The following is a 25,338-nucleotide window of genomic DNA, read 5'->3' as shown; positions in this document are numbered from 1 at the left end:
AGAACTGGTTCCACGCAGAAGCGCCTTGGCGCTGCTGAATTGTGGTTGTCATGAGAACGAGAGAAGGGTGTTCCAGAGGAACGGGTATGGAAGGCGGAAATTCGATCTGCCGAAAGGGCAGAAGCGAAAACAGCCGGACGGAATCCCGTCGCTCGCAACTGTAACGGAAGATTGCGGTGATGGTGAGAGAGCCGCGGCCTGGATGCCGCAGGGCTGCTGATGACTCTGATTAGCGCAGCTGATGGGTGGCGATCCTGGCGGGCTATGGCGGCAATCCGTAGCCAGCCGCTGCTGCCACTGCTAGGAGTTTCCCTGCACAGGACCTTCTCCGGCATGGCACTGCCCTCCACGCTTCAAGCCCTGCCCATCCGTGCCGCCCTGGTGGCGCTGGCCAGCACCGCACTCCTGATCGGGGGCTGTCAACGGCAACCGTCTGCCGAACTGCAGCGGGTGCTTCAGCGCCAGGAACAACTCGAACTCAAGATTCAGCAGCTGGAGCAGAAGCTCAACGCCGTGACCCCGGGCAACGGGGCGGATCCAGCCGGCAAACCTCCAGCTGGGGCGATCAAGTCGCTCACGTACCGCAGCGGCACTCAAGACGACCGGCTCCGCATCTACTGGGCCGACGGCACCACGAGCGATTTGCCCTGCACCAAAGAGCAGTCGACCCTGGTGTGCGGTTGATCCCGCTTGACAGGAGTGGGGCCCCAGGTTGAGCTAGAGCCCACAAAAGCCCTGAATCCATGCGCTCCCCTCTTGCTGCCGCGGCGATGTTGCTCGGCCCAGGCCTGTTGGCCGGCGGCCTGGCCCTGCAGGCGCCCCTGGTGGCGCAGGCCCAGGCCGATGCCCCCGTGCCCTTCAGCGCCGTGCGGGCCCTCAACCTGGCGCGCAACACAGCCATCCAAAGCAACGGAGGCCTGAGCGTGTACCGGCCAGCGCAATGCATGTACGAAACCGCCAGCGCCGGCAACCAGTGCCTGATCAGCAACACCAACGAGGGCTATCTCTTCCGCTTCCTTGGTGGCGCCCCTGGCTGGCAGCAACTGGACCTGGCCCCCAGCGTGGAAACCGAGATCCGTATTTCCACAGATGGCCGCAGCGTGCTCGGCGTTGATTACAACGGCGTCCCGCGCTGAGCCAGCTTGGACGCCACAGCCGAAAGGGCTGCAGACCAGGCGGCTGAGACCGGCCAGCATTCACGACGAGTGAGGCTCAGGGCAATGCCCTTCTCGCCGTAGGCCGCTTCATTGACGAACACGGGCCAAACGGGCTGGCCCTCCAGGCCAGGGGGCGGCTCAAAGCTGAGGGTCGTCCCACCCGGATCGGCAAACACCGGATCACCCGGATGCAGCGGTTGCCAGTCGCGGTGCTGCAACGCCGGATGCAGGCAGGCCTTGGGCGTGCCATCGGGGTGACGGGGCAAATCCAGGCTGCCCAGATGGCGATGCACCACCAGCTCCGCCGGCAGCCGCAGCGTTCCCCGCTGCGCCGCTGCCAACACCGCCAAAGCCGCCTCCACCCCCAGCTGGGTTTGGCGGCAGATCTGGGCCTGGATCACCCCCTGGGGCACCGGCCCCACTTCGATCACCAAGCCACAGGGCCAGCGCTCCACCAGAAAGCCTGTTTGGGCTGCATCGGCTTCGTGCAGGTAGATCGGCAAGCCCAGCAGCCCCTGAATGCCGGCCGCCAGGGCCAGATCGGCCGAACGCCGGCCGTAGATCACCAGCGCGTTGCCCATGGCACTGGTGGTGCTGTGCAGATCCAGTGCCACCAGGCAGGGGTCTTCGGCCTCTGGGCCATGGCTGGCCACCAGCTCCCGGGCGCGCTGCAGATCCGCCCCATCCTGGGAGACATCCGCCAACAGCTCCGCAGCAAAACAGCGGTTGAGATCGCGTTCGAGGTAGCGACGATTGCGGGCATGGGCGGCGGGGTTGCCGATCACCAGCTCCAGGTCGAGGCCGTGGCGCGGCAGGGCTTCTGGGTGGCGGCGCCAGTGCTCCAGCAGCCAGGGGGCATTGCGCTCATTGCCATGGGTGCCGGCCACCACCAAGACCTTGGCCGGCGCTGAAATCGGGCTCATCGGGGGATGGCTGGTGCCAGGCGCTGGATTTCGGGGCCAGCCTGACGCAGATTCAGACCCTTGCCGCTACCGCAACCATGGCCCCTCCTGCCCCCCTGGTGCGCACGGCCCGGGCGCTCTGGCACTGGCAATGGCGTCAGCTGATGGGCGGCCTGGGGCCCGCCGATGCCGATGGCAACTACCGCCGGCCCGCCGGGGCCTTCATCGCCCTGCCGCCGCTGCCCAGCGATGCCGCCGCAGCCGATGGCCATGTGCTGATCGTGGGCCGCAGCTGCCCCTGGGCCCACCGGGCCTGGCTGGTGTGGAGCCTGCGCCAACTGGCGTCCAGCATCACCCTGGTGGTGGTGGATCCCGATCCCGAGGAAGGCCGCTGGCGCTTCGCTGAGCCCTTTGAGGGCTGCACCACCTTGATCGAGCTCTACCGGCGCTCCGGGGCCGATCCCGGGCAGCGGGCCACGGTGCCAGCGCTTTATTCCCGCCGGGAGCGGCGCATCCTGGTGGGCGAAAGCGCCCGGCTGATCGAGCTGCTCAACCGCTGGCCCTGCCCCGACGGGACCAATCTGGAGCCCCCCGCCCAAGAGGCCACCACCACGCACTGGCGCGAACGGCTGCAGAGCGCTGTCAACGATGGGGTGTACCGCTGCGGCTTCGCCCGCAGCCAGGGCGCCTACAACCGGGCCGAAGCAGCGCTGTTTGCGGCACTGAGCGACGCGGATCGGGCCCTCGAGCAGACGCCCTGGCTGAGTGGGGCCGAACTGAGCCTGGCCGACGTGGTGCTGTTTCCCACGTTGATCCGCCTGGAGTTGGTTTACGCGCCCCTGTTTGGCTGCAGCCGCCTGCCCCTCTGGCAGCTGCCGGCCCTATGGGACTGGCGGCAGCGCTTCCACGGGCTGCCCGGCGTGGCCAGCACCTGCTGGCCACAGGCCTGGCGCCGCGACTATTTCGGAGCCCTGTTCCCCCTGCATCCCTCCGGAATCATTCCCGCCGGGCCACCGCTCGCCACACTGGTGTCAGGCCGCCCCGTTCCAGGGGCCTGGGCCGATCCAGTTGATCCGTGATCCAGGGCACCACCATGAGCGATCCGGTGTTTGAGGGGGTGTACGGCCCCTACACCATCGATGCCACCGACCGGCGCGAGGTGCTCGGCTATCGCCTGGCCCTCACCGCCGTGGCCGTGGGCCAGGCGGGGTTGCTGCTGCAGTGGCGTCAGCTGGGGCCGGGACTGGTGTGGCCATGGATGCTGCTGATGGCAGCGGGGCTGGGCCTGGCCCTGCGCTGGATTCACATCTACCTGGTGCCGCTGCACCGGGCATTGCAGCTGTTCTGGCTGCTCGGCTGCATCGGAGCACTCGCCCTGGCGGCCAGCCGCGGCCCCGAAGGCATGCTGCCGGCCCTCGCCAACCAACGCCTCTGGGTGCTGGCGATCGGCCCCTTCTTCGCCGCCCTGGCGGGGGTGGGTTTCAAGGAATTCTTCTGCTTCCGCCGGCCCGAGGCGATCGGGGTGACGCTGCTGCTGCCGCTGGCCCTGCTCGGCCACCTCAGTGGCCTGCTCCAGCCTCCGATCAGCACGGCCTTGCTCGGCCTGGAAAGCGCTTTGCTGCTGGTGCTGTGCCTGCGCAAATTCCCCATGCCCGCCGCGGCCGACGTGGGTGACAAGAGCGTGTTCGTGTATCTCAAGGCCCAGGCTGCAGGCGGGGCTGACCCCGCAGCTGGAGTGGCGCCTTGAGCCTGATCAGCCTGGTGGAGGCCGGCAAGGATTTCGGCATCCGCACCCTGTTTGAGGGCCTCACCCTGCATATCGGCGAGGGGGAGCGGCTGGGGCTGATCGGCCCCAACGGCGCCGGCAAGAGCACCCTGCTGAAGGTGCTGGCCGGCCATGAGCCCCTGGGCAGCGGCCAGCGGCGCTGCGCCCCCCGCACCCGGGTGGTGCTGGTCGACCAGGAGCCGAAACTCGACCCAGCGCACACCTTGCTGGAACAGGTGTTTGCCGGCAGCGGCGAGAAGATGGCCCTGTTGCGGCAACACACAGCCCTCAGCCAGGCCGTAGCCGACAGCCCCGACAACGCCACCGCCCTGGCCCGGCTGAGCGACCTGCACGGCCGCATGGACCAGCTCAACGCCTGGGGCCTGGAGCAGCAGTGCCGCGAGGTGCTGGAGCGGCTCGGCATCGCCGACATCGACCGCAAGGTGGGCGACCTCTCCGGCGGCTACCGCAAGCGGGTGGCCCTGGCCGCCGCCTTGGTGGCCGAGCCGGACGTGCTGCTGCTGGATGAGCCCACCAACCACCTCGACGCCAACGGCGTGGAGTGGCTGCAGAGCTATCTCGACCGCTTCCCGGGCGCCCTGGTGCTGGTGACCCACGACCGCTACGTGCTGGATCGGGTCACCCGCCGCATCGTGGAGGTGGATCGGGGCCTGGCCCGCAGCTACGCCGGCAACTACGCCACCTACCTCACCCACAAGGCCGAGGAGGAGGCATCAGAAGCGGCATCGGCCGCCAAGTTCAAGGGCACGCTGCGGCGAGAGCTGGCCTGGCTGCGGCAGGGCCCCAAGGCCCGCAGCACCAAGCAGAAAGCGCGGATCCAGCGCATTGAGGCGATGCGGGAAGCTCCCCAGCGCCAGAGCCGTGGCCAGGTGAGCCTGGCCACCACCAGCCGGCGGCTCGGCAAGCGGGCGATCACCGCCGAGGAGCTGGGGGTGAGCGCCGGTGAGGGCCCCGCAGCCCGGCCGCTGCTGCGAGCCTTCAGCTACGACTTCAGCCCGGAGGACCGGATTGGCATCATCGGGCCCAACGGCGTGGGCAAGTCGAGCCTGCTGGAGGTGATCGCCGGGCGGCGCCAACCCAGCAGCGGCAGCCTGGAGCTGGGCTCCACCGTGAAGCTGGCCTACTTCGACCAGCACAGCGACGTGCTGCTCAAACCCGACCAGAAGGTGCTGGAGGTGGTGCAGGCCGCTGCCAGCCGGGTGTCGGTGGATGGTGAAGAGCTGAGCGCCTCCCAGCTGCTGGAGCGCTTTCTGTTCCCGCCGGCCCAGCAGCACCAGCCGGTCGGCAAGCTCTCCGGCGGTGAGCGGCGGCGGCTGCACCTGTGCCGGCTGCTGATCGAGGCGCCCAACGTGCTGCTGCTTGACGAACCCACCAACGACCTCGATGTGCAAACTCTGAGCGTGCTGGAAGACTTCCTTGAAGACTTCCGCGGCTGCGTGGTGGTGGTCTCCCACGACCGCTACTTCCTCGATCGCACTGTGGACCGGCTGTTCTGCTTCGAGAACGGCGAACTGCAGCGCTTCGAGGGCAACTACAGCGCCTACTTGGAGGCCAGCGCCGCTCGCCAGGCCCCATCCCAGGCGTCCGCCGCACCTCAGGCGCAAAGCCCACCCCCAAAAACCGCGCCGGCCGGGAGCACCCAGCCACGGCGCCGCAGCTTCAAGGAAACCCGCGAATTGGCCGACCTGGAGACCAACCTGCCGCAGTGGGAGCAGCAGCGCCGCGCGCTGGAGCAGGCCCTGGCCAGCGGGGGCAGCGACTACACCGCCCTGGAGGCGCTCACCCACGACCTGGCCCAGCTGAGCGAGCGGATCCACGCGGGCGAAGAGCGCTGGCTGGCCCTCAGCGAGCTAACGGGGTGAGGGCGTTGCCATCGCCGCAGCCGAGCGGCGCCGGCGGTGGGGATGGGCCATCTCCAGGGGGCCCTCAGTGGCGCCGCGCTGTCGCGGCGTCAGGCCACAGACCGGGCCGGCTGGTTCTGGCAGAAGCCAGGGCTGGCGACGCACCCGGGCGCCGTGGGCTTCGGCCTCCTTCATGGCGGTGGGCTTGTAGTCGTCGGCCGCGCGGTGGGCGGCCATTTGGTCACCCATGCGCCGCAGATAGAGATCCTGATACCAGATGATCAGGCCATGCTCATGGGCCTCACAGACGGCCTGCAGGGAGGGAAAGCGCTGACTCACCAGGCCACTAGGCGCACATTGTTTCCAATCCAACACATCGTCAAAGCTCAGGCTCCGCCGCCACTGGCGTTGCTCAGAGAGGTAGCAGTGCTCCTCAGGACCGTTGATCCAGAACAGACGCCCGTTCTCATCCATGAAGTGCCGACCGCGCCGCTGCTTGATGCGTGCCATGGGGATCCCCCGCAATGCGCTTTTCCTGCTGCTAGCCACGCCTGGGCAGATCCGCAGCAGGCAACAGAAAGGCGCAAGGTGGTTCGGCGCCCGTATGGTGAGCCGGGGTGAGTTCCGGCCTTAGGCAGCCGGTATCCGAATGAAAAGCATCGACGAGCACATCCAGAAGGACCAGAGCGAGATCGAATCCGCCCGGGCCGCTGGCGACCTGGGCAAAGTGCGCCACCTGGAAGAGGAGCTGCAGGGCCTCCAGGAGTTCAAGGAGCACCACCCTGAAGACAGCCACGACCCCACGCCGCTGGAAGTCTTCTGCGACCTCAACCCCTCCGCTCCTGAGTGCCGCGTGTACGACGACTGAGCACCCCTTCGGCCTCGGTACCGATCAGACCTGAGCAATCCCGAGCTGCTGCCACACCGCGGCCAGCAGCTCGGGCAAATTTTTCGAAGCCGCAGCTGAGATGGCCAGAACGGGCGGACCTCCACGGGCCTGCACGTGTTGGCGCAAACCTTCGAGCTCAGCCTCCAGCGCAACGGGGTCGAGCAACTCGATCTTGTTGAGCACCACCAGCCGAGGCCGTTGGTCCAGGCCGTGGCCGTAGGCCGTCAGCTCCCGCTCCACCACCTGAACATCGGCCAACACGTCGTCGACGCTGGCATCGATCAGATGGATCAGGAGCCGGGTGCGCTCGATGTGGCGCAGGAAGTCGTGGCCGAGGCCGGCACCCTGGGCCGCTCCGGCGATCAGGCCAGGGATATCTGCAAACACGGTGCCATCACCGCTGGGCCGGCGCACCACCCCCAGGTTGGGCACCAGGGTGGTGAAGGGATAGTCGGCGATCTTGGGCCGGGCCGCCGAGAGCACGGAAATCAAGGTGCTCTTGCCGGCGTTGGGCAGGCCGATGATGCCCACCTCCGCCAGCAGCTTGAGTTCCAGCTGCAGCATCCACTCCTCACCCTCCTTGCCCTCGGTGAACTTCTCAGGCGCCCGGTTGCGGTTGCTGAGGTAGTGGGCATTGCCGAGGCCGCCGCGGCCGCCCAACGCCACCAACAAGGCATCGCCGGGATCGGTGAGGTCGCCGAGCAGGATGGTTGTGCGGGCGTCGCGCACCTCCGTCCCGCAGGGCACCTTGATCACCAGGGGATCGCCGCTGGCGCCGGTGCAACGGTTCGGGCCACCCCGCCGGCCATCGATGGCCGCGAACAGTCGCTTGTACTTGAAATCCAGCAGGGTCTGGAGGTTGGCATCCGCCACCAGCAGCACGTCGCCGCCGCGGCCGCCATCTCCGCCGGAAGGCCCGCCCGCCGGCACATATTTTTCGCGGCGGAAGGCCACGATTCCGTCGCCGCCCCGGCCGGCCTTGACCGCGATGCGGGCCTGATCAATGAATTGCATTGGGGCAAACCTAGGATCGCGCCGTCTGAAGGGCCGTTTTGGCAGAGGTTCGCTTCGAGCAGGTCAGCAAGACCTACCCACCCCGCAGGGGAAGCGATCCGGTGGAGGTGCTGCGGCAGCTGGATCTGCAGATCCAGGACGGCGAATTTCTGGTGCTGGTAGGGCCTTCGGGCTGTGGCAAGAGCACCCTGCTGCGGCTGCTGGCGGGCCTAGAGCAGCCCAGCCACGGCGAGATCTACGTCGGCAACCGGCCCGTCAGCCAGCTGCGTCCAGCCCAGCGGGACGTGGCCATGGTGTTTCAGAGCTACGCGCTCTACCCCCATCTCACGGTGGGCGGCAACATCGGCTTCGGTCTGCGCCGCAGCCGCCACCGCACCGCCCTGCAGCAGCTGCAGGACAGCCTGCACCTGGCCTCCCGGCGGCTGCCCGGGCCCCTGCAGGTGCGCTCCCGGCGGGAGGAGCGCATCGCCCAACGCATCGCCGAGGTGGCGGAGACCCTGGAGCTCGACCACCTGCTCGATCGCCTGCCCAAGGAACTTTCCGGGGGCCAGAAGCAGCGCGTCGCCCTGGGCCGCGCCATCGCCCGCCAGCCGGCGGTGTTCCTGATGGATGAGCCGCTCAGCAACCTCGACGCCAAGCTGCGCACCGGCACCCGCACCCAGATCGTTGAGCTGCAGCGGCGGCTGGGCACCACCACCCTCTACGTGACCCACGACCAGGTGGAAGCGATGACGATGGGACACCGAATTGCCGTGCTCAACGCCGGTCGGCTGCAACAGCTGGGCACGCCGATGGAGCTCTACCAATGGCCCGCCAACCTGTTCGTGGCCCAGTTCATCGGTAGCCCCGCGATGAACCTGCTGCCGGTGGAGGCGATCGGCGCCGGCCAGCTGCAACTGGGCAGCCGCAAGCTGGCGGTGGAAGGCCCCCTGGCCGAGGTCCTGGCCGCGCGGGCCGGGCAGGAGCTCACCGGCGGACTGCGGCCCGAGCACTTCCGGCTGGCACCCGCCACCAACCGCAACCTGCGGGCCGAGGTGAGCCATGGCGAAGCCCTCGGCAACGAGCAGCTGCTCACCTGCCGCCTCGAGGAGGGTGATCACCTGGTGCAGGTGCGGGTCGGCCCCGAAGACAACCTGCCGCCCGGATCCACGCTGCACCTGGATGTCGATCCCCGTGGCTGGCGCCTGTTCGATGCCGCCGGAGATGCCCTACCCCTGATAGCCCAACCCGCCACCGCGGAGCCGCGCTTGCCCTCGTTTGGCTAGAGGGCTCTACTTCACGTAAATCACGCTGCAGCCCGGGCCGCCGTCGCCCTGCTCGGCATCGCTCACCCGTTCCACATAGGGCACGGTGGTGAGCCACTGGCGCAGGCCGCGTTTGAGCTTGCCGGTGCCAATGCCGTGGATCACCCACACCGGCCCATTGGCGCCGCGCAGCCGCTCCTCCACCGCCGCCTCGGCCTCGTGCACCCGTAGGCCCCGCACATCCACCGTGTTGCCCTCGGTGCGCACGTCGGGGCCACGGCCGCCCAGCCCCCGCTGCCCCTTGACCTGCACCCGCACCTCCGGCGGGCTGGGTTTCTCGCCATGGAGGCCCTCAATACCCGCCAGCTCCAGCGTCAGCCGCATCACCCCACAGCGCACGGTGAGTTCGCGACCGTCATCGGCCAGGGCCAGCACCTCTCCAGCCTTGCCCAGCGACAGCACCCGCACCCGATCGCCCACGGCGGGCATCCAGCCGCGGTGCTCCCGCCGCTCCGGGGCGGGGCGGTGCTGCTGCTCCAGGGATTTGAGGCGTTGGCCGGCCTGACGGGCGGTTTCACCCAGTTCAGCGCGGCTGGCATCGTGGCCCTGGCGCAGACGGCGGATGATCCGTTTCACCTCGTTCTGCCCCTGGCGGATCGAGCGCTCCAACTGCTGGCGCCGCTGCTCCTGCAGCTCGGCACTCTGCTGGGTTTGCTGCTGCCAACGCAGCAGCAACTCCTCATGCAGCAACTCGGTGCGGGCCAGCAGGGCAGCAGCCTCCTCAGCGGCCTCCTGCTGACGCTGGCGCTGGTCTTCCAGACCCGCGATCACCTGGTTCACCTCGCCCTCGCCGAGGGGCTCCAGCTGGGCGGCGGCAAGCTCGAGCACAGCCTCCCCCAGGCCCAACCGGCGGGCGATAGCCAGAGCGTTGCTGCGGCCCGGGATCCCCCACTGCAACCGGTAGGTGGGGGAGAGGGTCTCCACGTCGAAGGCCACCGAAGCGTTCTCGAAACGGGGATCGTTGTATTTGAGAGCTTTGAGCTCGCCGAAGTGGGTGGTGGCGATCGTCAGGCGGGCGCGATCGGCCAGATGCTTCAGCAAGGCCGTGGCGAGGGCCGAGCCCTCCAGCGGATCGGTGCCGGCCCCCACCTCATCGAGCAGTACCAGGGCCGCGCCGGATGGGGTTGCCGCCGCACCGGCACCATCGGGCAGGGCATCGAGGATGCGGGCGATCCGGCGGATGTGGCCGCTGAAGGTGGAGAGGTTTTGCTGCAGCGATTGCTCATCGCCGATGTCAGCGAGCACCTGGGCGCACCAGGGCAGCCTTGGCGTGCCGCTGCAGGGCAGAAACAGCCCGGCGCGGGCCATCAGCGCCGCGAGCCCCACGCTCTTCAGGGTGACGGTCTTGCCACCGGTGTTGGGGCCGGTGATCGCCACCACCCGCAGCTCCGGTGCCACCACCAGGCTCACTGGCACCACCGGATGGCCGCCCTGCCGCTTGTGCTGCCAGAGCAGCAGCGGGTGGCGCAGCTCGCGCAGCTCAAAGGGGGCCTCCGGCTCGGCCGCCAGCTCGGGCCGCACCGCCCCCAGCCACTGGCCATAGCGGGCCCGGGCCACACCCGCGTCCAGTCGCAACAGCACCTGTTGCAGCCCCGCTAGGGCCTCAGCCTCCTCCCCCACCTGGGCGCTCAGGGCCATCAGCACCTGCCGTTCCAGCTCCCGCTCACGCCCCTCCAGGTCGCGGATGCGGTTGCTCAGGGCAATCACAGCCTGGGGCTCGATGAACACCGTCTGCCCCGACGCCGAACTGTCGTGCACCAGCCCCGGCACCTGGCCGGCGGCACCGGCCTTCACCGCCAGCACCGGCCGGCCATTGCGCTCGGCTACCACTGTGTCCTGCAGCAGCGAGCCCCAGCGGCGCAGCAGCTCCTGCAGCCGCTCCCGCCGTTCCGAACGCACGCCAAGCAGCTGCCGGCGCAGCCCCTCCAGGGGCGGGCTGGCCCGATCGGCCACCCGGCCGCCCTCCTCCAGGCAGAAATGCAGCCGCTGCTCCAGCTCCGGCAGGGTGCGCAGCTCAGCCACCAGGGCCGAGCACTCCGGCCTCAGCTCTGAATCGTCGATCTGCCGCCGCAGCCGGCGCGCCGCCGCCAGGGTGCCGGCCAGGGCCAGCAGGTCTTCGCCGGCCGCGGTGCCGCCCTTGGCGCAGAGGGCCACCAGCGGCGCGATGTCGGCGACGCCCTGGAAACTCAGCCCCCCCTCCAGCAGGCCATCGAGCCCCAGCAGCTCGGTGGTTTCCGCCAGCAGGCTGCGGCTGGCGGCCAGTGAAGCCGGCAGGGGCAGCTCCAAGCAGGCGCGCCGGCCGGGGGGCGTGCTGGCAAAGCTGGCCAGCTGCTCCGCCAGCCGCGGCCACTCCAGCAGCTCCAGTGCGTCCTGTTGAATCGGAGCTGAGGGGTCGGCGAACGTCGTCACCCGGCCAGGTTGGAGGGGATACCGCCGGGGGGCTCGTAGAGCATCTCCAGCCAATTGCCTTCCGGATCCTGCAGGTAGAAGCTGGCAGTGCCGTCGCGGTGGTCGTGCACCGGGCCGCAGGCTTGGCCGGCAGCCACCAGCTGGGCGTGCACCGCATCCACCTCAGCCCGATCACGGAAATGGAAGGCGAAGTGGGGACCTGCCGCCTTGTACTCCGGGCTCAGCAGAGCGATGCCGCGGCCGCCGCCGGGCCACTCCAGGTAGGCCCAGTCGGGGGCATCCCAGGTGAGTTGCAGGCCCAGCCTTAGGTAAAAGGCCTTGGCGCGCTCCATGTCCTGCACCCGCAAGGCCACGTGGCCAAGGGTGTGGGCGGCAGGGCTGGGAGCAGGGGTCATGGGGGTCAAGTGGGTCAGCCCTGGCGCAGCCACTGGGCTGCATCACAGGCGTGATACGTAAGGATCAGATCAGCGCCGGCCCGCTTGAAGCAGAGCAGGGTTTCCAGCACCACGGCCCGCTCGTCGATCCAGCCCTTCTCGGCGGCAGCCTTCACCATGGCGTATTCACCGCTGACGTTGTAGGCGGCGATCGGCTGCTCCGATTCGCCTCGCAGCCGGTGAATGATGTCGAGATAGGCCAGGCCGGGCTTGACCATCAGAATGTCGGCCCCCTCGCTCTCATCGAGCTGGGCCTCGAGGATGGCCTCGCGGCCATTGGCCGGATCCATCTGATAGGTGCTCTTGTCGGTGGGAATGGGCTTGCCGGCGGCCGCGCGGGGGGCCGAATCCAGGGCTTCGCGGAAGGGGCCGTAGTAGGCGGAGGCGTATTTGGCCGTGTAGCTGATGATCCCCACGTGCTCGAAACCCTCCTCATCGAGGGCTTCGCGGATGGCACCAACGCGGCCATCCATCATGTCGCTGGGGCCGATCAGGTCGGCACCGGCTCGGGCCTGGGCTACCGCCTGTTTGCAGAGGATCGCCACGGTGTCGTCGTTAAGCACCACCCCCTCTTCGCTGACGATGCCGTCATGGCCGTCGCAGGAATAGGGGTCGAGGGCGACGTCGGTCATGATCGCCATGCCGGGGTGCTCCTGCTTGAGCCGGCGGATGGCACGGGGGATCAGACCACCCTCGTTGAAGCATTCGGCGCCGTCCTCGGTTTTGAGGCCATCGGCCACCTTGGGGAACAGCACGACGCAGCGGATGCCGAGATCCCAGGCCCGGCCCACTTCCTGCACCAGACCTTCGAGGCTCCAGCGCATCGCACCGGGCATGGCCCCGATCGGCTCATTGGTGGCACCCTCGTGCACAAAGAGCGGGTAAATGAAATCAGCCGCGCTGAGGTGATGCTCCCGCACCATCGCCCGCAGGGCCGGCGTGCGGCGCAAACGGCGGGGACGGTAGGTGAGCTCCATGACGGCGGTGTGGCTGGGGCGGATCCTAGAGACGGGCCGCCTGAATCCAACCCGCCCGAGGATCGGCGCTGCGGGCAGCCCGCAGCTGCTCCAGCAGCTGGCGCTCCTCGGCACTGAGCTGGTCGGGCAGCTTGAGCACCGGGGTGAGCAGCAGGTCGCCGCGGCCCTCCTTGAGGGGCCACCCCTTGCCCTTGAGCCGCAGGCTGCGGCCCAGGGTCATGCCGGGCGGCACCTGCACGGAGGCCTCGCCATCGGGGGTGGCCACCCGCACCTCACCGCCGAGGGCCAGCTCGTCGAGGCTCAGGGGCAACTCGGCCCGCAGCTGATCGCCATCGAGTTTCCACACCGGATGGTCCTGCAGCTGCAGGTTGAGGTAGAGATCGCCGCGGCGTCCCGTGCCGGGCTGCAGGTTGCCCTTGCCCTTCAGCCGCAGCCGGCTGCCGGCCTTTACGCCGGGGGGGATGCGCACCTGCACGCGCTCGTCGTTGACCGCCAGGGTGCGCTCCGAGCCGCGGAAAGCATCGGCAAAGGAGAGGCTGATGCTGGCCTCGGCATCGAGATTGATCGGGGCGCCACGGCCAGCCCCACCCGGTCCACTAAAGCCAGGTCCACCAAAACCAGGTCCACCAAAACCGCCGGGAAAACCGGAGCCAAAGCCAAAGCCACCCGGTGCCCCGCCACCGCCGCCCGGGCCGCCAAAGCGTCCGAGCAAATCGTTGATGAAGTCGTCGAAGTTGCCGTAGCGGCCGAAATCCACATCGACGCCGCCCATGCCGGAACCGCCGCCAGCCTGGCTCCAGTACTGGCCGAACTGCTCATAGCGACGGCGCTTCTCAGGATCGGAGAGCACCTCGTAGGCCTCGCTCACCTCCTTGAACTTGGCCTCGGCCCCCGCATCACCGGGGTTCACATCCGGGTGGTACTGACGGGCCAGCTTGCGAAAAGCGCGCTTGACCGCGTCGGCATCGGCACCGCGCTCAACTCCAAGCACCTTGAAGTAATCGCGGTAGCCGTTTGCGCTCATCGACCAAGGCTCCACCGCTACCGACCAGTGTCTCAGCCGCGAGGGGGATTCGCAGGCGCCTGGAAGGGCGGAAGGCCGAACGCCACACCGAAAACAAGGCCAGAGAACAGGCCTGTGGTTTTGCGCACATCCGGGTGAAAACGCCGCGCAATCGCCCTACCCTCAAATCCTTCCCTGCTTGGTTCATGGCAGCTTCCAGCTCCCTGCGCTCCGGCCTGTTGATCGCCCTGAGCACGGCGCTGCTGGGCTTTGCGGCCACGGCCAGTGCCGGCAGCGGCGCCAATGCTCCGGCCGCCTCCACCACTCCCACCCTTGGGGAGGCGCTGGCGGCCTCCACCCCTGAGCAGAAGTCCCTCAGCGCCCATCTGCGCGCCAAGGGCGCCATCTTTTACGGAGCCTGGTGGTGTCCCGCCTGCTTCCAGCAAAAGAATCTGTTTGGCAAGGAAGCCGGCAACCGCCTCCCCTATGTGGAGTGCGACAAAACCGACGACGGTCGGGCTGTGTGCATGGCCGCCAAAATCCGCGCTTTTCCCACCTGGGAGCTGGCCGGCAAGCCACGCCTCGAAGGGGTGCAGACCATCGCAGAGCTCAAGGTGTGGAGCGGCTACCAGAGTGGTGGCGACCACAGCCAGCACTGATGCGGGCCATGCGGCGTTAAGGGGCTTTAGAGGGCTGGCCGCGAATCCGCGGGACGCGAACGATCAAGCGGAGCCTGCCAGCGCGAGCGCTGCAGATCCCAAACCGCCAGCAGGGCCGCCAGCGACACCAGCGCCGCCAAGCCCAGTCCCAGGGACAAGCGGTGGGGGTTCACCCTGATGCGCCGCCGCCTAGACGGCTGGGCCCTGCCCAACGGGCGGGCGCAGCGTCCACACACCAGTCGTCCAGCCAGGCCGCGATCCGCCTTAACCGACCAACTGCCGCAGTGGGGACACGCCATCGCTCAGCCAATGAAAAGGCCCCTTCCAGGGCCCATGGGTCATTTGGGTGATAAGGCTGACCTCACCCCATCTCCCTTAAAGGGTCAGGCAGCCACAGGGGCGGTCTGACGGGAGAAACGAACGATGTTGTTCGCTGTTACGTGTTTGCTCTTACCGAGCAGGCTTCAGTCACCCTCCTCATACCCCGTCGAAACCATTGCAGCCCCATGAAGTGGAGCTGAGCGGAATCGAACCGCTGTCCGAAGCACCGGTGTGGATCACCTAGTCCGGCCGAAACCGAACTCATGCATTGTGGCAGCAGCCAAAGGTGGACGCAGGGGTGGGCATCACCGAACCGATCAACGGCGGACCAATCAATGGCGTGGCAGTGGTGCCACCGGGCCTCGAAAACGCCGCGGCGTCCGAGCTCACGGCCTTGGGCTGCCGAGCCGTTTCACCCCTACTCCGGGCCGTGCGCTTCCAGAGCGACCTGGCCGGCTTCTACCGTTTGCACCTGCAAGCCCGCCTGCCCTTCCGGCTGCTGCGCCAGCTGGCCCACTTTCCCTGCCGCAGCAAAGACGAGCTCTATGACGGCGTGCAGCGCGCCGTCGACTGGAGCCGCTGGCTGCCCCCCGGCACCAGCTTCCGGGTGGATGCCACCGGCACCGCACCCGGCCTCAACCACAGCCACTACAGTGCTCTGCAGGTCAAAAATGCCCTGGTCGACCTGCAACGCCAGCAGTGGGGCGCCCGCTCCTCCGTCGACCTCGACGATCCCGATCTGGCCCTGCACCTGCACCTAGGCGGGGGCGAGGCGAGCCTCAGCCTTGATGGCAGCGGCGGCAGCCTGCACCGCCGCGGCTACCGCGCCGCCATGGGCCTGGCTCCGCTGAAGGAAAACCTCGCCGCCGGCCTGATCGCCCTCACCGGTTGGGATGGCAGCGTGCCCCTGGCCGATCCCCTCTGCGGCTCAGGCACCCTGCTGATCGAAGCGGCACGGCTGGCCCTGGGGCTGGCGCCGGGGCTGGGCCGGCACTTCGCCCTGGAGCGCTGGCCCGACTTCGACCCCCAGCTCTGGCAGCAGGAGCGACAGGCCGCCACCGCCCTGGCCCTCGCCAGCGTCGATCCCCTACCGCCAATCGTGGGCATGGAGCAGGATCCCGCCGTGCTGGAGCAGGCACGCAGCAATGCCAAGGCCGGCGGCGTGGCCGAGGCGCTCGATCTGCGCCTGGGCGACTGCCGCGATTTTCAGCCGCCCGCGGGCCCCGGCATCCTGGTGTGCAACCCGCCCTACGGCGAGCGCATCGGCGAACGGGACGCCCTCGAACCGCTCTACGCCGATCTGGGCCGAATGATGAAGGAGCGCTGCAGCGGCTGGAGCCTGTGGCTGCTGAGCGGCAACCCCGAACTCACCGGCGCCCTGAAGATGAAGGCCAGCCGTCGCATTCCGATCAGCAACGGCGGCATCGACTGCCGCTGGCTGCACTACGAGATCCGCTGACTCAGGGCTTGTAGCTAAGGGGCTTGTGAATCAGGGCCTGTGGATCAGCTCCCCAAAGAGGCCACGGGCCCAAACGGGTTTCAGAGGTTGTTGAACAAGTTGTTCAACACTTGCAAAACAGCGATTCAAGCCACCCACCCCGGCACCCCCCAGCTCAGCGGCCCAGGATCGCGCGGGTGGTTTTGCTGAGGCCGGCGGTGGTCTGGGGCAGATAGGGGCCCTTGACCAGCTGGCCGCCCACCCGCACAAACACCCCGGCCAGCACCAGATCCAGAGCCGCCACGGCCAGAGCAGCGTGGATCCAGCTGAGCCCCTGGGCCTCACGCAGCCACAGCAGCAGGGCCAGCTCGGCGCCGATCAGGGCCAGCAGCAGCAGGGCCAGTCCCCCGCTGAGCAGCAGGGCGCCACTGATCAGCCGCCGCTTCTCCCGGTCCACCTCCTGCAGGGCGATCCGCACATGCAGATCCATCACCGAGGTCATCAGGGCGCCGACCCGACCGGCCGCTACCCTCGCCACGCCGCTGCGCGCCTCCCGCTCCTGGGAAGGCCCCGGCTCGTTCTGATCCGTCATGCCGAGCGCCGGCCCGAAGCCAGCAGCAGACCCAGCAACACGCCCACGCCCGTGGCGATGCCGATCGCCATCAGCGGACGCTCCCGCACGGGCTTCTCAATGCGGGGTCGCAGTGAGGCATTCAGCTCATCGAGCAGGCTCTCGAGCTGGGCTTCCATCGGCGCCAGGTTGTCGGCCAGGCGGCTGGTTTGGTCACCGGCCACCTCCAGCAGCTCCAGCAGCTGGTCCTTCACAACCGTGGCGGTGCGGCCGCTTTGGCTCGCGATCACCTCCACCACCTCATCAAAGCTGCCCCGGGTGGCCTCGAGGGTCTGACGGGCCACGGCGGGCCACTCCCGCTGAATGGTGGGAATCAGGGTCTCAAATCGGTCGCGGAAGCCCTCGGGGCTGGCAACGCGGGGAGGCGTCTCGGCGGTCATGGAGAGGGAGGCGACAACGCAACGCAGCCCTCAAGCTAAGGAGGGGGTTGAGCTTTCGAAACCCTCCGCTACATTTCTGCTGCTCGGCGCACGGGCCTGTTGGTTCACATCAATCAGGTCGAGCTCACCCATTTCAAGTCCTTTGGCGGGTCGATGACGATCCCGCTGGAAGAAGGATTCACGGTGGTGACCGGGCCGAACGGCTCCGGCAAGAGCAACATTTTGGATGCGGTGCTGTTCTGCCTCGGCCTGGCCAGCAGCCGCGGCATGCGCGCCGACCGCCTGCCCGACCTGATCAACAGCGCCATGTTGCGCGCGGGCAAGGCCGCCGAAACGTCGGTGAGCGTGCGCTTCGACCTCAGCGAATGGCAGCCCGATGAGGCGGAAACGGGGCTGGAGCCGCCCGAGGAGGGCCCCTGGATCAAGCCCGGGCAAACCGAATGGACCGTGAGCCGGCGCCTGCGGGTGGCGCCGGGCGGCACCTACGCCAGCAGCTTCAGCGCCGATGGCGTGCCCTGCAACCTGCAGCAACTGCAGAGCCAGCTGCGGCGCCTGCGGGTGGACCCGGAGGGCAGCAACGTCGTGATGCAGGGCGACGTGACCCGAATCGTCTCGATGAGCGCCCGCGACCGGCGCGGGATTATCGATGAGCTGGCCGGCGTGGCCCTGTTCGACAGCCGCATCGAACAGACCCGCGGCAAGCTCGACGAGGTGCAGGAGCGCCAGGAGCGCTGCGCGATCGTGCAGCAGGAGCTGCTCAGCTCCCGCCAGAAATTGGAGCGCGACTGCGCCAAAGCCCGCACCTACCAAGACCTGCGCCAGCGCCACCACAGCGGCCGGCTGCAGGAGCAGGTGCTGGCCTTCGAAGCCGCCCAGACTGGCCTGGCGGCCCTGCTACGCCGCCGCGAAACCCTCACCGCCCAGCAGCTGAGCGAGCGGGAAGCGATTGCAACCGGTGAGGAGGCACTGACCGCCGCCGCCACCGCCCTCGAGCAGCTTCAGGCTGAGGTGAAGGCCCTCGGCGAAGACCAGCTCCTGGCCGTGCAGGCCGAGTTGGCGGGTCTGGAGGCCAGCGGCCGCGAACTGGCCCGCCAGGCCGAGAAACACCAGCTCGACGCCGAAGCCCTGCAGCGCCAACGCCAGGAGCTGGCCCACAGCCAGGGCGACCTGCGCGAGCAACAACAGGCCCTCGACGACAGCGCCGACCAGGCCGAACTCGATGCCGCCGAGGCGACCTGCCGCAGCGCCGAAGCCGCCGTGGAACTTTCCCGCCGCCGCCTGGGCGAGGTGGCGGGCCGCTCCGGCAGCTGGATGGAGGAGCAGCAGCAGCGCAGCCTGGCCCGCCAGCAACTGGCCGACCAGCTGGGCCCCCTGGAAGCGGAGCGCCAGCAGCTGCAGGAGCGGCTGCGGCAGCACCAGGAGCGGCTGGCCGAACTGCAGAAGGAGGAGCAGCAGGAGGGCCTCAGCCATCGCAGCGGCCAACAGCAGCTGGAGGCCACCGAGAGCGCCTGGCAGCAGGTGCTGGAGGCCACCCGTCAGGAGCAGCAGCAGGTGCAGGAGCTGGCCGAAGCCCTGGCCCTGCAGCAGCGCACCCGCAGTCGCTTGGAGCAGGAGCAAGCCCAGCTGGAGCGGGAGATCGCCCGGCTCGACAGCCGCCGCGAAACCCTGCAGGAAAGCCGCGGCACCGGCGCCCTGCGGGTGTTGCTGGAGGCCGGCCTCGACGGCATTCACGGGCCCGTGGCCCAGCTGGGCGAGGTGGAGGAGCGGGTGCGCCTGGCGCTGGAAGTGGCCGCTGGCGGGCGGCTGGGCCAGGTGGTAGTCGACGACGACCGCATCGCCGCCCGGGCGATCGAGCTGCTCAAAACCCGCCGGGCTGGCCGGCTCACCTTCCTGCCGCTCAACAAGATCCGGGGGGGCTCCGGCGGCGGTGCCAGCTCAGGAGCGGCACTGCAGCGGGGCGGCGCTGGGGCCGGCGGCACCGGACTGATCGGCAAGGCGGTGGATCTGGTACGTCACGAGCCCGTCTATGCCGAGGTGTTCCGCTACGTCTTCGGCGACACCCTGGTGTTCGACAGCCTGGCCAACGCCCGCCGCGAGCTGGGCAGCTGCCGGGCCGTGACCCTCGATGGCGAATTGCTGGAAAAGAGCGGCGCCATGACCGGCGGCAGCCTGCAGCAGCGCGGCGGCCAGCTCAGCTTCGGCCGCGCCCAGGAGGGCGACGAGGCCGCTCCCCTGCGCCAGCGGTTGCTGGAGCTGGGCGAGAGCCTGCTGGCCTGCCGCCGCAAGGAGGCCGAGCTGGGCCAGCGGCTCGAGGCCCTGCGCCCCCAGCTGCTGCAGCACCAGCAACGGCAGGCGGCCCTCGAGGCCGAGCGCAGCGCCGCCCAGCGCACCCTGGCCCCCCAGCTGCAACGCCAGCAGCAACTCGGTAGCCGCCTCAGCCAGCTCCAGGCCACCCTGCATGCGGATCTGCAACGCCAGCAGGAGCTGGAGGCGCTGCTCATCCCCCTGCAGCAGCAACGCGCCGCCCTCGAGCAGGCCGAAGCCGCGGTGCAGGCCTCCGGCGATGCCGCCCGCTGGCAGGGGCTGCAGAGCGAACTGGAAGCCGCCGACGCCGCCCTGGCTGCCGCCCGGCGCCAACGCGATGAACTCCTGGCCGCCCGCCGCGAACGGGCCCTCGCCGCCGAGCGGCTGCGCAACCAGCTCGAGGCCCTCGCGGCCGATGAGCAGCGGCTGGTGAGCGCCGTCAACGCGCTGGTGGCAGAGCGGGCCCACTGGAAGGAACAGCACCAGGCCGACCAGGAGCGCCGCAGCACCCTCGAAGCCCAGCAACAGGAGCTACAGACCCGTTTCGGCGAGCGGCGCCGGGCCCGCGATGCGGCCGAAGCCCAGCTGGCAGCCCAGCGCCAGGCCCTGCAACAGCGGCAGTGGGAGGTGCAGCGCCTGGGCGAGGAGCTGGAGTCGCTGGCAGAGCAGCTGCGCGGCGACCAACTGCGCCTCGCCCAATTGGAGCGGGAGCTGCCCGATCCCCTGCCGGAGATCCCCGAGGAGGTGCGCGAAGCCGGGCTGGAGGCTCTGCAGACCGAGCTCCGCAGCCTGCAGGCGCGGATGGAGGCCCTCGAACCGGTGAACATGCTGGCCCTCGAGGAGCTGGAGCAACTCGAAACCCGGCTGGCGGAGCTGGAGGAGCGGCTGGAGGTGCTCAGCAAGGAGCGGGAAGAGCTGCTGCTGCGCATCGAAACCGTGGCGACCCTGCGCCAGGAAGCCTTCCTGGAGGCCTTCACGGCGGTGGATGGCCACTTCCGCACGATTTTCGCGGGTCTCTCCGACGGCGAAGGCCATCTGCAGCTGGAAAACCCCGAGGCTCCCCTGGAGGGCGGCCTTACCCTGGTGGCCCACCCCAAGGGCAAGGCGGTGCGGCGCCTCAATGCCATGAGCGGCGGCGAGAAATCCCTCACCGCCCTGAGCTTCCTGTTTGCCCTGCAGCGCTTCCGCCCGTCGCCCTTCTATGCCCTCGACGAGGTGGACAGCTTCCTCGATGGGGTCAACGTGGAGCGGCTCGCCGCCCTGATCGCCAGCCAAGCCGACCAGGCCCAGTTCATGGTGGTGAGCCACCGGCGCCCGATGATCGCCGCCGCTACCCGCACCATCGGGGTCACCCAGGCACGGGGCGCCCACACCCAGGTGGTCGGGTTACCGCCCGCCGCCTGAGCCACCGCCCCCTTCCCCGTCGAGCCAGGTGGGCCACAATGGGCCGACTGGGCCACGGGCACGACCCTTTCATTGACCTCCTCCATTCCCCCCTCTGCTGATCTCGGAGCAGCCGCGCCGAGCGATCGCCTCTGGTTGCGCTCCGAGCTGATGGGCACCCAGGTGATCACCCGCGACACCGGCCGGCGGCTGGGGGTGGTGGGTGAGGTGGTGGTGGACATAGACCGGCGCGAGGTGGTGGCGCTGGGCCTGCGTGACAACCCGCTCACCCGTTTCTTGCCGGGCCTGCCGCGCTGGATGCCCCTCGATCGGATTCGCCAGGTGGGCGACGTGATCCTGGTGGATTCTGCCGATTCGCTGGCGGAGGGTTTCAACCCCGACCGCTACGGCAAGGTGATCAACTGCCAGGTGATCACCGAGGCGGGCGACCAGCTGGGACGGGTGCTCGGCTTCAGCTTCGACATCGAAACCGGCGAGCTGGCCACCCTGGTGATCGGCGCCCTGGGGGTGCCCCTGCTCGGCGAGGGCGTGCTGAGCACCTGGGAGCTCACGGTCGAGGAGATCGTCAGCAGCGGTCCCGATCGAATCATTGTTTACGAGGGCGCCGAAGACAAGCTCAAGCAACTGGGCTCCGGCCTGCTCGAGAAGCTCGGCATCGGCGGGCCCAGCTGGGAGCAGGAGGAGCGGGAGCGCTACCGCAGCGGCATGGTGCCGGTGGAAAACCAGTTAGCCCCGGGTCAGCCGGCGGTGCTGGAACAACGCCGCATCCAGCCGGCCACCAGCCGGGCCATGGAGCCCGAAGAGGAGCTTGATTACGTCGAGCTCGATGCCCAGCGTCAACGGGAGCCGCTGCGCCAGCGCCGCTACCTCGATGAGGAGGAGTCCCGCTACGAGCAACCCCGATACGAAGAACCCCGATATGAGGAGCCCCGATATGAGGAGCGCCGGCGGCCGCTCGAGCCCGAACCCATCGCCCCAGAAATCCGCGCCTCCGAGCCCCGCCCCGTGGAGAGGCGGCCCCTGGAGGCCCGTCAACCGGAACGTCGTCCAGCCCCCACGCCTACGCGCGAACCGCTGGACGTGGACGCCGAGGACCTGGCCGACCCCTGGTGAGGGGCTGCGCTGAATCGTGCCCCCTCAGCCGCCGCTCAGCGCTCGCGGAATGCCAGCGACGCTGAGTTGACACAGTGGCGCTGGCCCGTGGGGGCCGGCCCATCATTGAACACGTGACCGAGGTGGGCGTCACAGTTGGCGCAGCGGATTTCGGTACGCACCATGCCGTGGGAGCTATCGGTGTGGGTGCTGATGGCCCCCGGCTTCACCCCATCCCAGAAGCTGGGCCAGCCCGTGCCGGAATCAAACTTGGTGGCACTGCTGTAGAGCTCGGCATCGCAGCAGATGCAGTGGTACATCCCGTTGCCCTTGTTGTTCCAGTAGGCACCGGTGAAGGCCCGCTCGGTGCCGCCCTGGCGCGCAATCCGAAACTGCTCGGGGGTGAGCTTCTGGCGCCACTGCTCCTCGCTGGCCCCGCGGGCCAGGCCGCTGTCGAGGCCGCAGGCCGAAGGGTCGGGGGTGCTGGCGGCATCAGCCATAGGAACGATCAGAACGCTGGTGGCAACCCTAGGCACCTGGGCCGGGGCCCCTCGCGTCAGGGGGCAGCAGTTCCTGCACCAGGGCCGCCAGGCTGGCCACCGCCCCGGGCTGGCCGCGCAGGCTGCGCAGATCGGCCCTCATGCCCTCCAGGCGTTCGGGTGCCGCCAGCCAGTCGGCGGCCTCAGCGGCAATGCCCTCCGGCGTGATCCCCCCCACCCGCTCGGGCACCAGCATGCGGCCGGCGGCAATGTTGGGGGAGGCCAGAAAACCCCGGTGCCGCAGTCGCCAGGCCGTGAGCAGCACCCCAAACAGCCAACGCAGCAGCGGCAGGCGCCCCAGCAGGCCGGCCAAGCCATCCCAGGCCTGCATCACGTGCAGGTGCTGGGTGGGCACCAGCACCAACATCGGCACCCCCAGCGCCGCCAGTTCCGCCGTGTTGGCCCCCACGGTGGTCAGGGCCAGGGCGCATTGGCTCAGGGCACTGTGGGCTGGATTTTCAAGCACCAGCTGCAGGCGGGTGCCGGCCTGCGTCTCCAGTAGATCGGCACCCAGTAGCCGGGGCACCCCGGATCGGTAGGCCCGGGCGATCGGATTGGCCGCACCGGCCTGGGCGAGCAAATCCTCCACGCTGGTGGTGGGGGCCAGGGGCAACAGGAAACGGCAGTCCGGTCGTAGCGCCGCCAGGCGATCGGCCGTCTCCAGCAGGAACGGCACGCCCACACGCAATTTGGCCCGCTTGGAGCCCGGCAGCAGGGCGACCCACTCGCCCTCGGGAAGCGGCGCATCGCTGCGGGCCGACTCCGACAGATCAGCCATCAGATCGCCGACCACCGTGCAGCGCTCGGCCCAGCGCGGCGCCAGCCGACCGGCCGCCAGGGGCCCCATCGCCGCAATCCGATCGTTCCATCCGGGCCATCGGGCCACCCATTCGGCATAGGTGAGGTGCCGGTAGCCGAGGCGCGCCGAGAGCAGCACCGTCCAGAACTGATCCCCCCCTAAAAACACCACCACCCCCTGACGGCTCCAGGGGCCGAAGCGCCGGGGTTGCAGCAACAGCTCCCAAAACTGCCGAGCCGGCACGATGCGCTCGAACAGCCCCCAGCTTCCGGCGGCGTGATGTTCCCGGCCGGTGCCATTCGGGCAGGGCACCAGCACGAGCTGCAAGCTGCAGGCGGCTCCAGCAACGGCCGGCCGCAGCGGCATCAAGCGCTGCAGGCGCAGGGCCAGGGGTCGTACCCAGGTGGAGAGCTCACCGGGCCCGTTGCTCACCAGCACGATCGACACCGGTGCCGGATGCATCAGCTGGGAGAGCCGGAAAAAAGAAATGCGGATGACGAGACTTGAACTCGTAAGGCCGAAGCCACACGCCCCTCAAACGTGCGTGTCTACCAATTCCACCACATCCGCATGTGGTACGGATCGCTGGAGGCGCTCCGGTCCGAGCAATATACCCATTGCCCCTCCGGGAACCCCCTGGAAAGCGGGCTCTAGCAGCACTGATAAAGTCCGCATTGGCCTGGTTCTGCTGAGTCGTCGCGGATGTCCATCGGCAAGTTGCTGATCGCCAACCGTGGCGAAATTGCCCTGAGGATCCTGCGCACCTGCCGGGAGCTCAGCATCCCCACCGTGGCGGTTTACAGCACGGTGGACAAGAACGCGCTGCACGTGCAGCTCGCTGATGAAGCGGTGTGCGTGGGCGAGGCGCCCAGCAGCAAGAGCTACCTCAACATCCCCAACATTCTGGCGGCGGCCACCTCCAGAGGTGCCGACGCCATCCACCCCGGCTACGGCTTCCTGGCCGAAAACGACCGCTTCGCCGAGATCTGCGCCGACCACGGCCTCACCTTCGTGGGCCCGTCGCCGGAGGCGATCCGCTCGATGGGCGACAAGTCCACGGCCAAAGCCACCATGCAGCTGGTGGGCGTGCCCACCATCCCCGGCAGCGAAGGGCTGTTGCAGAGCGTGGACGAGGCCCGCCGGCTGGCGGCTGAGATGGGCTGCCCGGTGATGATCAAGGCCACCGCCGGCGGCGGCGGCCGGGGCATGCGCCTGGTGCCCGGGCCCGAGCAACTCGAGAGCCTGTTCAAGGCCGCCCAGGGCGAAGCCGAAGCAGCCTTTGGCAACCCGGGGCTCTATATGGAGAAGTTCATCGACCGGCCCCGGCACGTGGAAGTGCAGGTGCTGGCCGATCGCCACGGCAACGTGGTGCACCTTGGCGAGCGCGACTGCTCGATCCAGCGCCGCCACCAGAAGTTGCTGGAAGAGGCCCCAAGCGTGGCCATCAACGCCGACCTGCGCCGCCAGATGGGCGAGGCCGCCGTGGCCGCCGCCCGCACCATCGGCTACGAGGGCGCCGGCACCGTGGAATTCCTGGTGGACCGCAGCGGCGCCTTCTACTTCATGGAGATGAACACCCGCATCCAGGTGGAGCACCCGGTCACCGAAATGGTCACCGGGGTCGACCTGATCGCCGAGCAGCTGCGCATCGCCGGCGGCGAACCGATCTCCGTGACCCAGGAGCAGATCAAGCTCTGCGGCCACGCCATCGAAGTGCGCATCAACGCCGAAGACCCCCGCCAAAACTTCCGCCCAGCCCCCGGCAAAATCACCGGCTGGCTCCCCCCCGGCGGCCCCGGCGTGCGGGTCGATAGCCACGTGTACACGGGCTACGAGATTCCGCCCTTCTACGACTCGCTAATCGGCAAGGTGATCGTGTGGGGTACGGATCGCGAACACGCCCTCAAGCGGCTGCGGCGGGCCCTCTCCGAGTGCGCCGTCACCGGCATTCCCACCACGATCGAGTTCCACCTGCAGCTGCTGGACCGGCCAGAATTTCTGGCCGGCGACGTGCACACCAAATTTGTTGAGCAGGAGATGCTGCCCCCGGCCTGA

Annotated in this window: 25 protein-coding genes and 1 tRNA gene; 13 read left to right on the top strand and 13 right to left on the bottom strand. The window is 68.9% G+C overall.

Going from position 1 to position 25,338, the window contains the following annotated elements; translation table 11 throughout:
- The 3 genes from CJZ78_RS14440 to CJZ78_RS09975 form a co-directional block, all read left to right on the top strand.
- On the top strand, window positions 1-220 hold a 220-nt coding region (locus tag CJZ78_RS14440; protein WP_233128661.1), incomplete at its 5' end, for a hypothetical protein.
- Between the two features lie 113 nt (window positions 221-333).
- Window positions 334-684, top strand: a complete 351-nt coding sequence (locus CJZ78_RS09980) for a hypothetical protein (RefSeq protein WP_094561168.1) — start codon at window positions 334-336, stop codon at window positions 682-684.
- A 59-nt stretch (window positions 685-743) separates the two neighbouring features.
- The gene (locus tag CJZ78_RS09975) at window positions 744-1,136 is read left to right on the top strand and encodes a hypothetical protein (protein ID WP_094561167.1); all 393 of its coding nucleotides are present in this window, start codon (window positions 744-746) and stop codon (window positions 1,134-1,136) included.
- On the opposite strand, the gene CJZ78_RS09970 is transcribed toward CJZ78_RS09975, so the two are convergent.
- A complete protein-coding gene (locus tag CJZ78_RS09970) occupies window positions 1,115-2,080 on the bottom strand; it encodes an aspartoacylase (RefSeq protein WP_094561166.1) in 966 nt (321 codons plus the stop codon). The two genes, CJZ78_RS09975 and CJZ78_RS09970, sit on opposite strands and share 22 nt — an antisense overlap.
- A gap of 77 nt (window positions 2,081-2,157) precedes the next feature.
- Between CJZ78_RS09970 and CJZ78_RS09965 the strand changes: the two genes are divergently transcribed.
- Genes CJZ78_RS09965 through CJZ78_RS09955 form a run of 3 tightly spaced genes read left to right on the top strand, consistent with a single transcriptional unit; the run spans window position 2,158 to window position 5,707 of the window.
- The gene (locus CJZ78_RS09965) at window positions 2,158-3,138 is read left to right on the top strand and encodes a glutathione S-transferase C-terminal domain-containing protein (RefSeq protein WP_094561165.1); all 981 of its coding nucleotides are present in this window, start codon (window positions 2,158-2,160) and stop codon (window positions 3,136-3,138) included.
- A gap of 14 nt (window positions 3,139-3,152) precedes the next feature.
- Window positions 3,153-3,806 carry a DUF2301 domain-containing membrane protein gene (locus CJZ78_RS09960; RefSeq protein WP_094561179.1) on the top strand — a complete coding sequence of 218 codons (654 nt, stop codon included), beginning with the start codon at window positions 3,153-3,155 and terminating at the stop codon, window positions 3,804-3,806.
- Entirely contained in the window at window positions 3,803-5,707 is a 1,905-nt protein-coding gene (locus tag CJZ78_RS09955) for an ABC-F family ATP-binding cassette domain-containing protein (protein WP_094561164.1), read from the top strand. Before CJZ78_RS09960 ends, CJZ78_RS09955 begins: the two co-directional genes overlap by 4 nt.
- On the opposite strand, the gene CJZ78_RS09950 is transcribed toward CJZ78_RS09955, so the two are convergent.
- On the bottom strand, window positions 5,696-6,196 hold the full coding sequence (locus CJZ78_RS09950; protein ID WP_094561163.1) for a hypothetical protein: 501 nt from the start codon (window positions 6,194-6,196) through the stop codon (window positions 5,696-5,698). The two genes, CJZ78_RS09955 and CJZ78_RS09950, sit on opposite strands and share 12 nt — an antisense overlap.
- A gap of 139 nt (window positions 6,197-6,335) precedes the next feature.
- Here CJZ78_RS09950 and CJZ78_RS09945 point away from each other — a divergent pair, with 139 nt between their 5' ends.
- A complete protein-coding gene (locus CJZ78_RS09945; protein WP_094561162.1) occupies window positions 6,336-6,554 on the top strand; it encodes a Calvin cycle protein CP12 in 219 nt (72 codons plus the stop codon).
- Window positions 6,555-6,578: 24 nt separating this feature from the next.
- Here the strand turns inward: CJZ78_RS09945 and obgE are convergent, their stop codons facing one another.
- Window positions 6,579-7,589, bottom strand: coding sequence for a GTPase ObgE (obgE, locus tag CJZ78_RS09940; RefSeq protein WP_094561161.1), 1,011 nt, complete (start codon window positions 7,587-7,589; stop codon window positions 6,579-6,581).
- A gap of 38 nt (window positions 7,590-7,627) precedes the next feature.
- On the opposite strand from obgE, the gene CJZ78_RS09935 reads away from it, so the two are divergent.
- Complete coding sequence (locus CJZ78_RS09935) at window positions 7,628-8,854, top strand: ABC transporter ATP-binding protein (protein WP_094561160.1); 1,227 nt, start codon at window positions 7,628-7,630, stop codon at window positions 8,852-8,854.
- A gap of 6 nt (window positions 8,855-8,860) precedes the next feature.
- Here CJZ78_RS09935 and CJZ78_RS09930 read toward each other — a convergent pair whose 3' ends face one another.
- The 4 genes from CJZ78_RS09930 to CJZ78_RS09915 are packed head-to-tail and all read right to left on the bottom strand — an operon-like array spanning window position 8,861 to window position 13,737.
- The gene (locus CJZ78_RS09930; RefSeq protein WP_094561159.1) at window positions 8,861-11,302 is read right to left on the bottom strand and encodes an endonuclease MutS2; all 2,442 of its coding nucleotides are present in this window, start codon (window positions 11,300-11,302) and stop codon (window positions 8,861-8,863) included.
- On the bottom strand, window positions 11,299-11,697 hold the full coding sequence (locus tag CJZ78_RS09925; RefSeq protein ID WP_094561178.1) for a VOC family protein: 399 nt from the start codon (window positions 11,695-11,697) through the stop codon (window positions 11,299-11,301). Before CJZ78_RS09925 ends, CJZ78_RS09930 begins: the two co-directional genes overlap by 4 nt.
- A 14-nt stretch (window positions 11,698-11,711) precedes the next feature.
- On the bottom strand, window positions 11,712-12,713 hold the full coding sequence (hemB, locus tag CJZ78_RS09920) for a porphobilinogen synthase (RefSeq protein WP_094561158.1): 1,002 nt from the start codon (window positions 12,711-12,713) through the stop codon (window positions 11,712-11,714).
- A gap of 25 nt (window positions 12,714-12,738) precedes the next feature.
- Window positions 12,739-13,737, bottom strand: a complete 999-nt coding sequence (locus CJZ78_RS09915) for a DnaJ C-terminal domain-containing protein (RefSeq protein ID WP_094561157.1) — start codon at window positions 13,735-13,737, stop codon at window positions 12,739-12,741.
- A gap of 185 nt (window positions 13,738-13,922) precedes the next feature.
- Here CJZ78_RS09915 and CJZ78_RS09910 point away from each other — a divergent pair, with 185 nt between their 5' ends.
- The gene (locus tag CJZ78_RS09910) at window positions 13,923-14,375 is read left to right on the top strand and encodes a hypothetical protein (RefSeq protein ID WP_094561156.1); all 453 of its coding nucleotides are present in this window, start codon (window positions 13,923-13,925) and stop codon (window positions 14,373-14,375) included.
- Between the two features lie 26 nt (window positions 14,376-14,401).
- On the opposite strand, the gene CJZ78_RS14675 is transcribed toward CJZ78_RS09910, so the two are convergent.
- Complete coding sequence (locus CJZ78_RS14675) at window positions 14,402-14,533, bottom strand: hypothetical protein (protein ID WP_255001587.1); 132 nt, start codon at window positions 14,531-14,533, stop codon at window positions 14,402-14,404.
- Window positions 14,534-14,982: 449 nt separating this feature from the next.
- Between CJZ78_RS14675 and CJZ78_RS09900 the strand changes: the two genes are divergently transcribed.
- Complete coding sequence (locus tag CJZ78_RS09900) at window positions 14,983-16,155, top strand: class I SAM-dependent RNA methyltransferase (protein WP_233128659.1); 1,173 nt, start codon at window positions 14,983-14,985, stop codon at window positions 16,153-16,155.
- Between the two features lie 154 nt (window positions 16,156-16,309).
- On the opposite strand, the gene CJZ78_RS09895 is transcribed toward CJZ78_RS09900, so the two are convergent.
- A complete protein-coding gene (locus CJZ78_RS09895) occupies window positions 16,310-16,726 on the bottom strand; it encodes a phage holin family protein (RefSeq protein WP_094561155.1) in 417 nt (138 codons plus the stop codon).
- On the bottom strand, window positions 16,723-17,145 hold the full coding sequence (locus tag CJZ78_RS09890) for a DUF883 family protein (protein WP_094561154.1): 423 nt from the start codon (window positions 17,143-17,145) through the stop codon (window positions 16,723-16,725). The genes CJZ78_RS09895 and CJZ78_RS09890 overlap by 4 nt, the downstream gene beginning before the upstream one ends.
- Window positions 17,146-17,244: 99 nt before the next feature.
- Here CJZ78_RS09890 and smc point away from each other — a divergent pair, with 99 nt between their 5' ends.
- Window positions 17,245-20,853, top strand: coding sequence for a chromosome segregation protein SMC (gene smc, locus CJZ78_RS09885; RefSeq protein WP_094561153.1), 3,609 nt, complete (start codon window positions 17,245-17,247; stop codon window positions 20,851-20,853).
- Window positions 20,854-20,925: 72 nt separating this feature from the next.
- The gene (locus CJZ78_RS09880) at window positions 20,926-21,966 is read left to right on the top strand and encodes a PRC-barrel domain-containing protein (protein ID WP_198953877.1); all 1,041 of its coding nucleotides are present in this window, start codon (window positions 20,926-20,928) and stop codon (window positions 21,964-21,966) included.
- A 35-nt stretch (window positions 21,967-22,001) separates the two neighbouring features.
- Here CJZ78_RS09880 and msrB read toward each other — a convergent pair whose 3' ends face one another.
- The 3 genes from msrB to CJZ78_RS09865 all read right to left on the bottom strand — a co-directional run bounded on the left by msrB (window position 22,002) and on the right by CJZ78_RS09865 (window position 23,853).
- Complete coding sequence (gene msrB, locus CJZ78_RS09875; RefSeq protein WP_094561152.1) at window positions 22,002-22,445, bottom strand: peptide-methionine (R)-S-oxide reductase MsrB; 444 nt, start codon at window positions 22,443-22,445, stop codon at window positions 22,002-22,004.
- A 28-nt stretch (window positions 22,446-22,473) separates the two neighbouring features.
- A complete protein-coding gene (locus tag CJZ78_RS09870) occupies window positions 22,474-23,745 on the bottom strand; it encodes a glycosyl transferase (RefSeq protein ID WP_094561151.1) in 1,272 nt (423 codons plus the stop codon).
- A gap of 26 nt (window positions 23,746-23,771) precedes the next feature.
- Window positions 23,772-23,853 (bottom strand) — tRNA-Leu (locus tag CJZ78_RS09865).
- Window positions 23,854-23,985: 132 nt separating this feature from the next.
- Between CJZ78_RS09865 and accC the strand changes: the two genes are divergently transcribed.
- On the top strand, window positions 23,986-25,338 hold the full coding sequence (accC, locus tag CJZ78_RS09860; protein ID WP_094561150.1) for an acetyl-CoA carboxylase biotin carboxylase subunit: 1,353 nt from the start codon (window positions 23,986-23,988) through the stop codon (window positions 25,336-25,338).

The sequence above is a fragment of the Synechococcus sp. 8F6 genome, assembly GCF_002252665.1.
Lineage (GTDB): Bacteria > Cyanobacteriota > Cyanobacteriia > PCC-6307 > Cyanobiaceae > Cyanobium_A.
The sequence above is the reverse complement of the archived record's forward strand: the minus strand, read 5'-3'. Positions and strand labels throughout refer to the sequence as shown.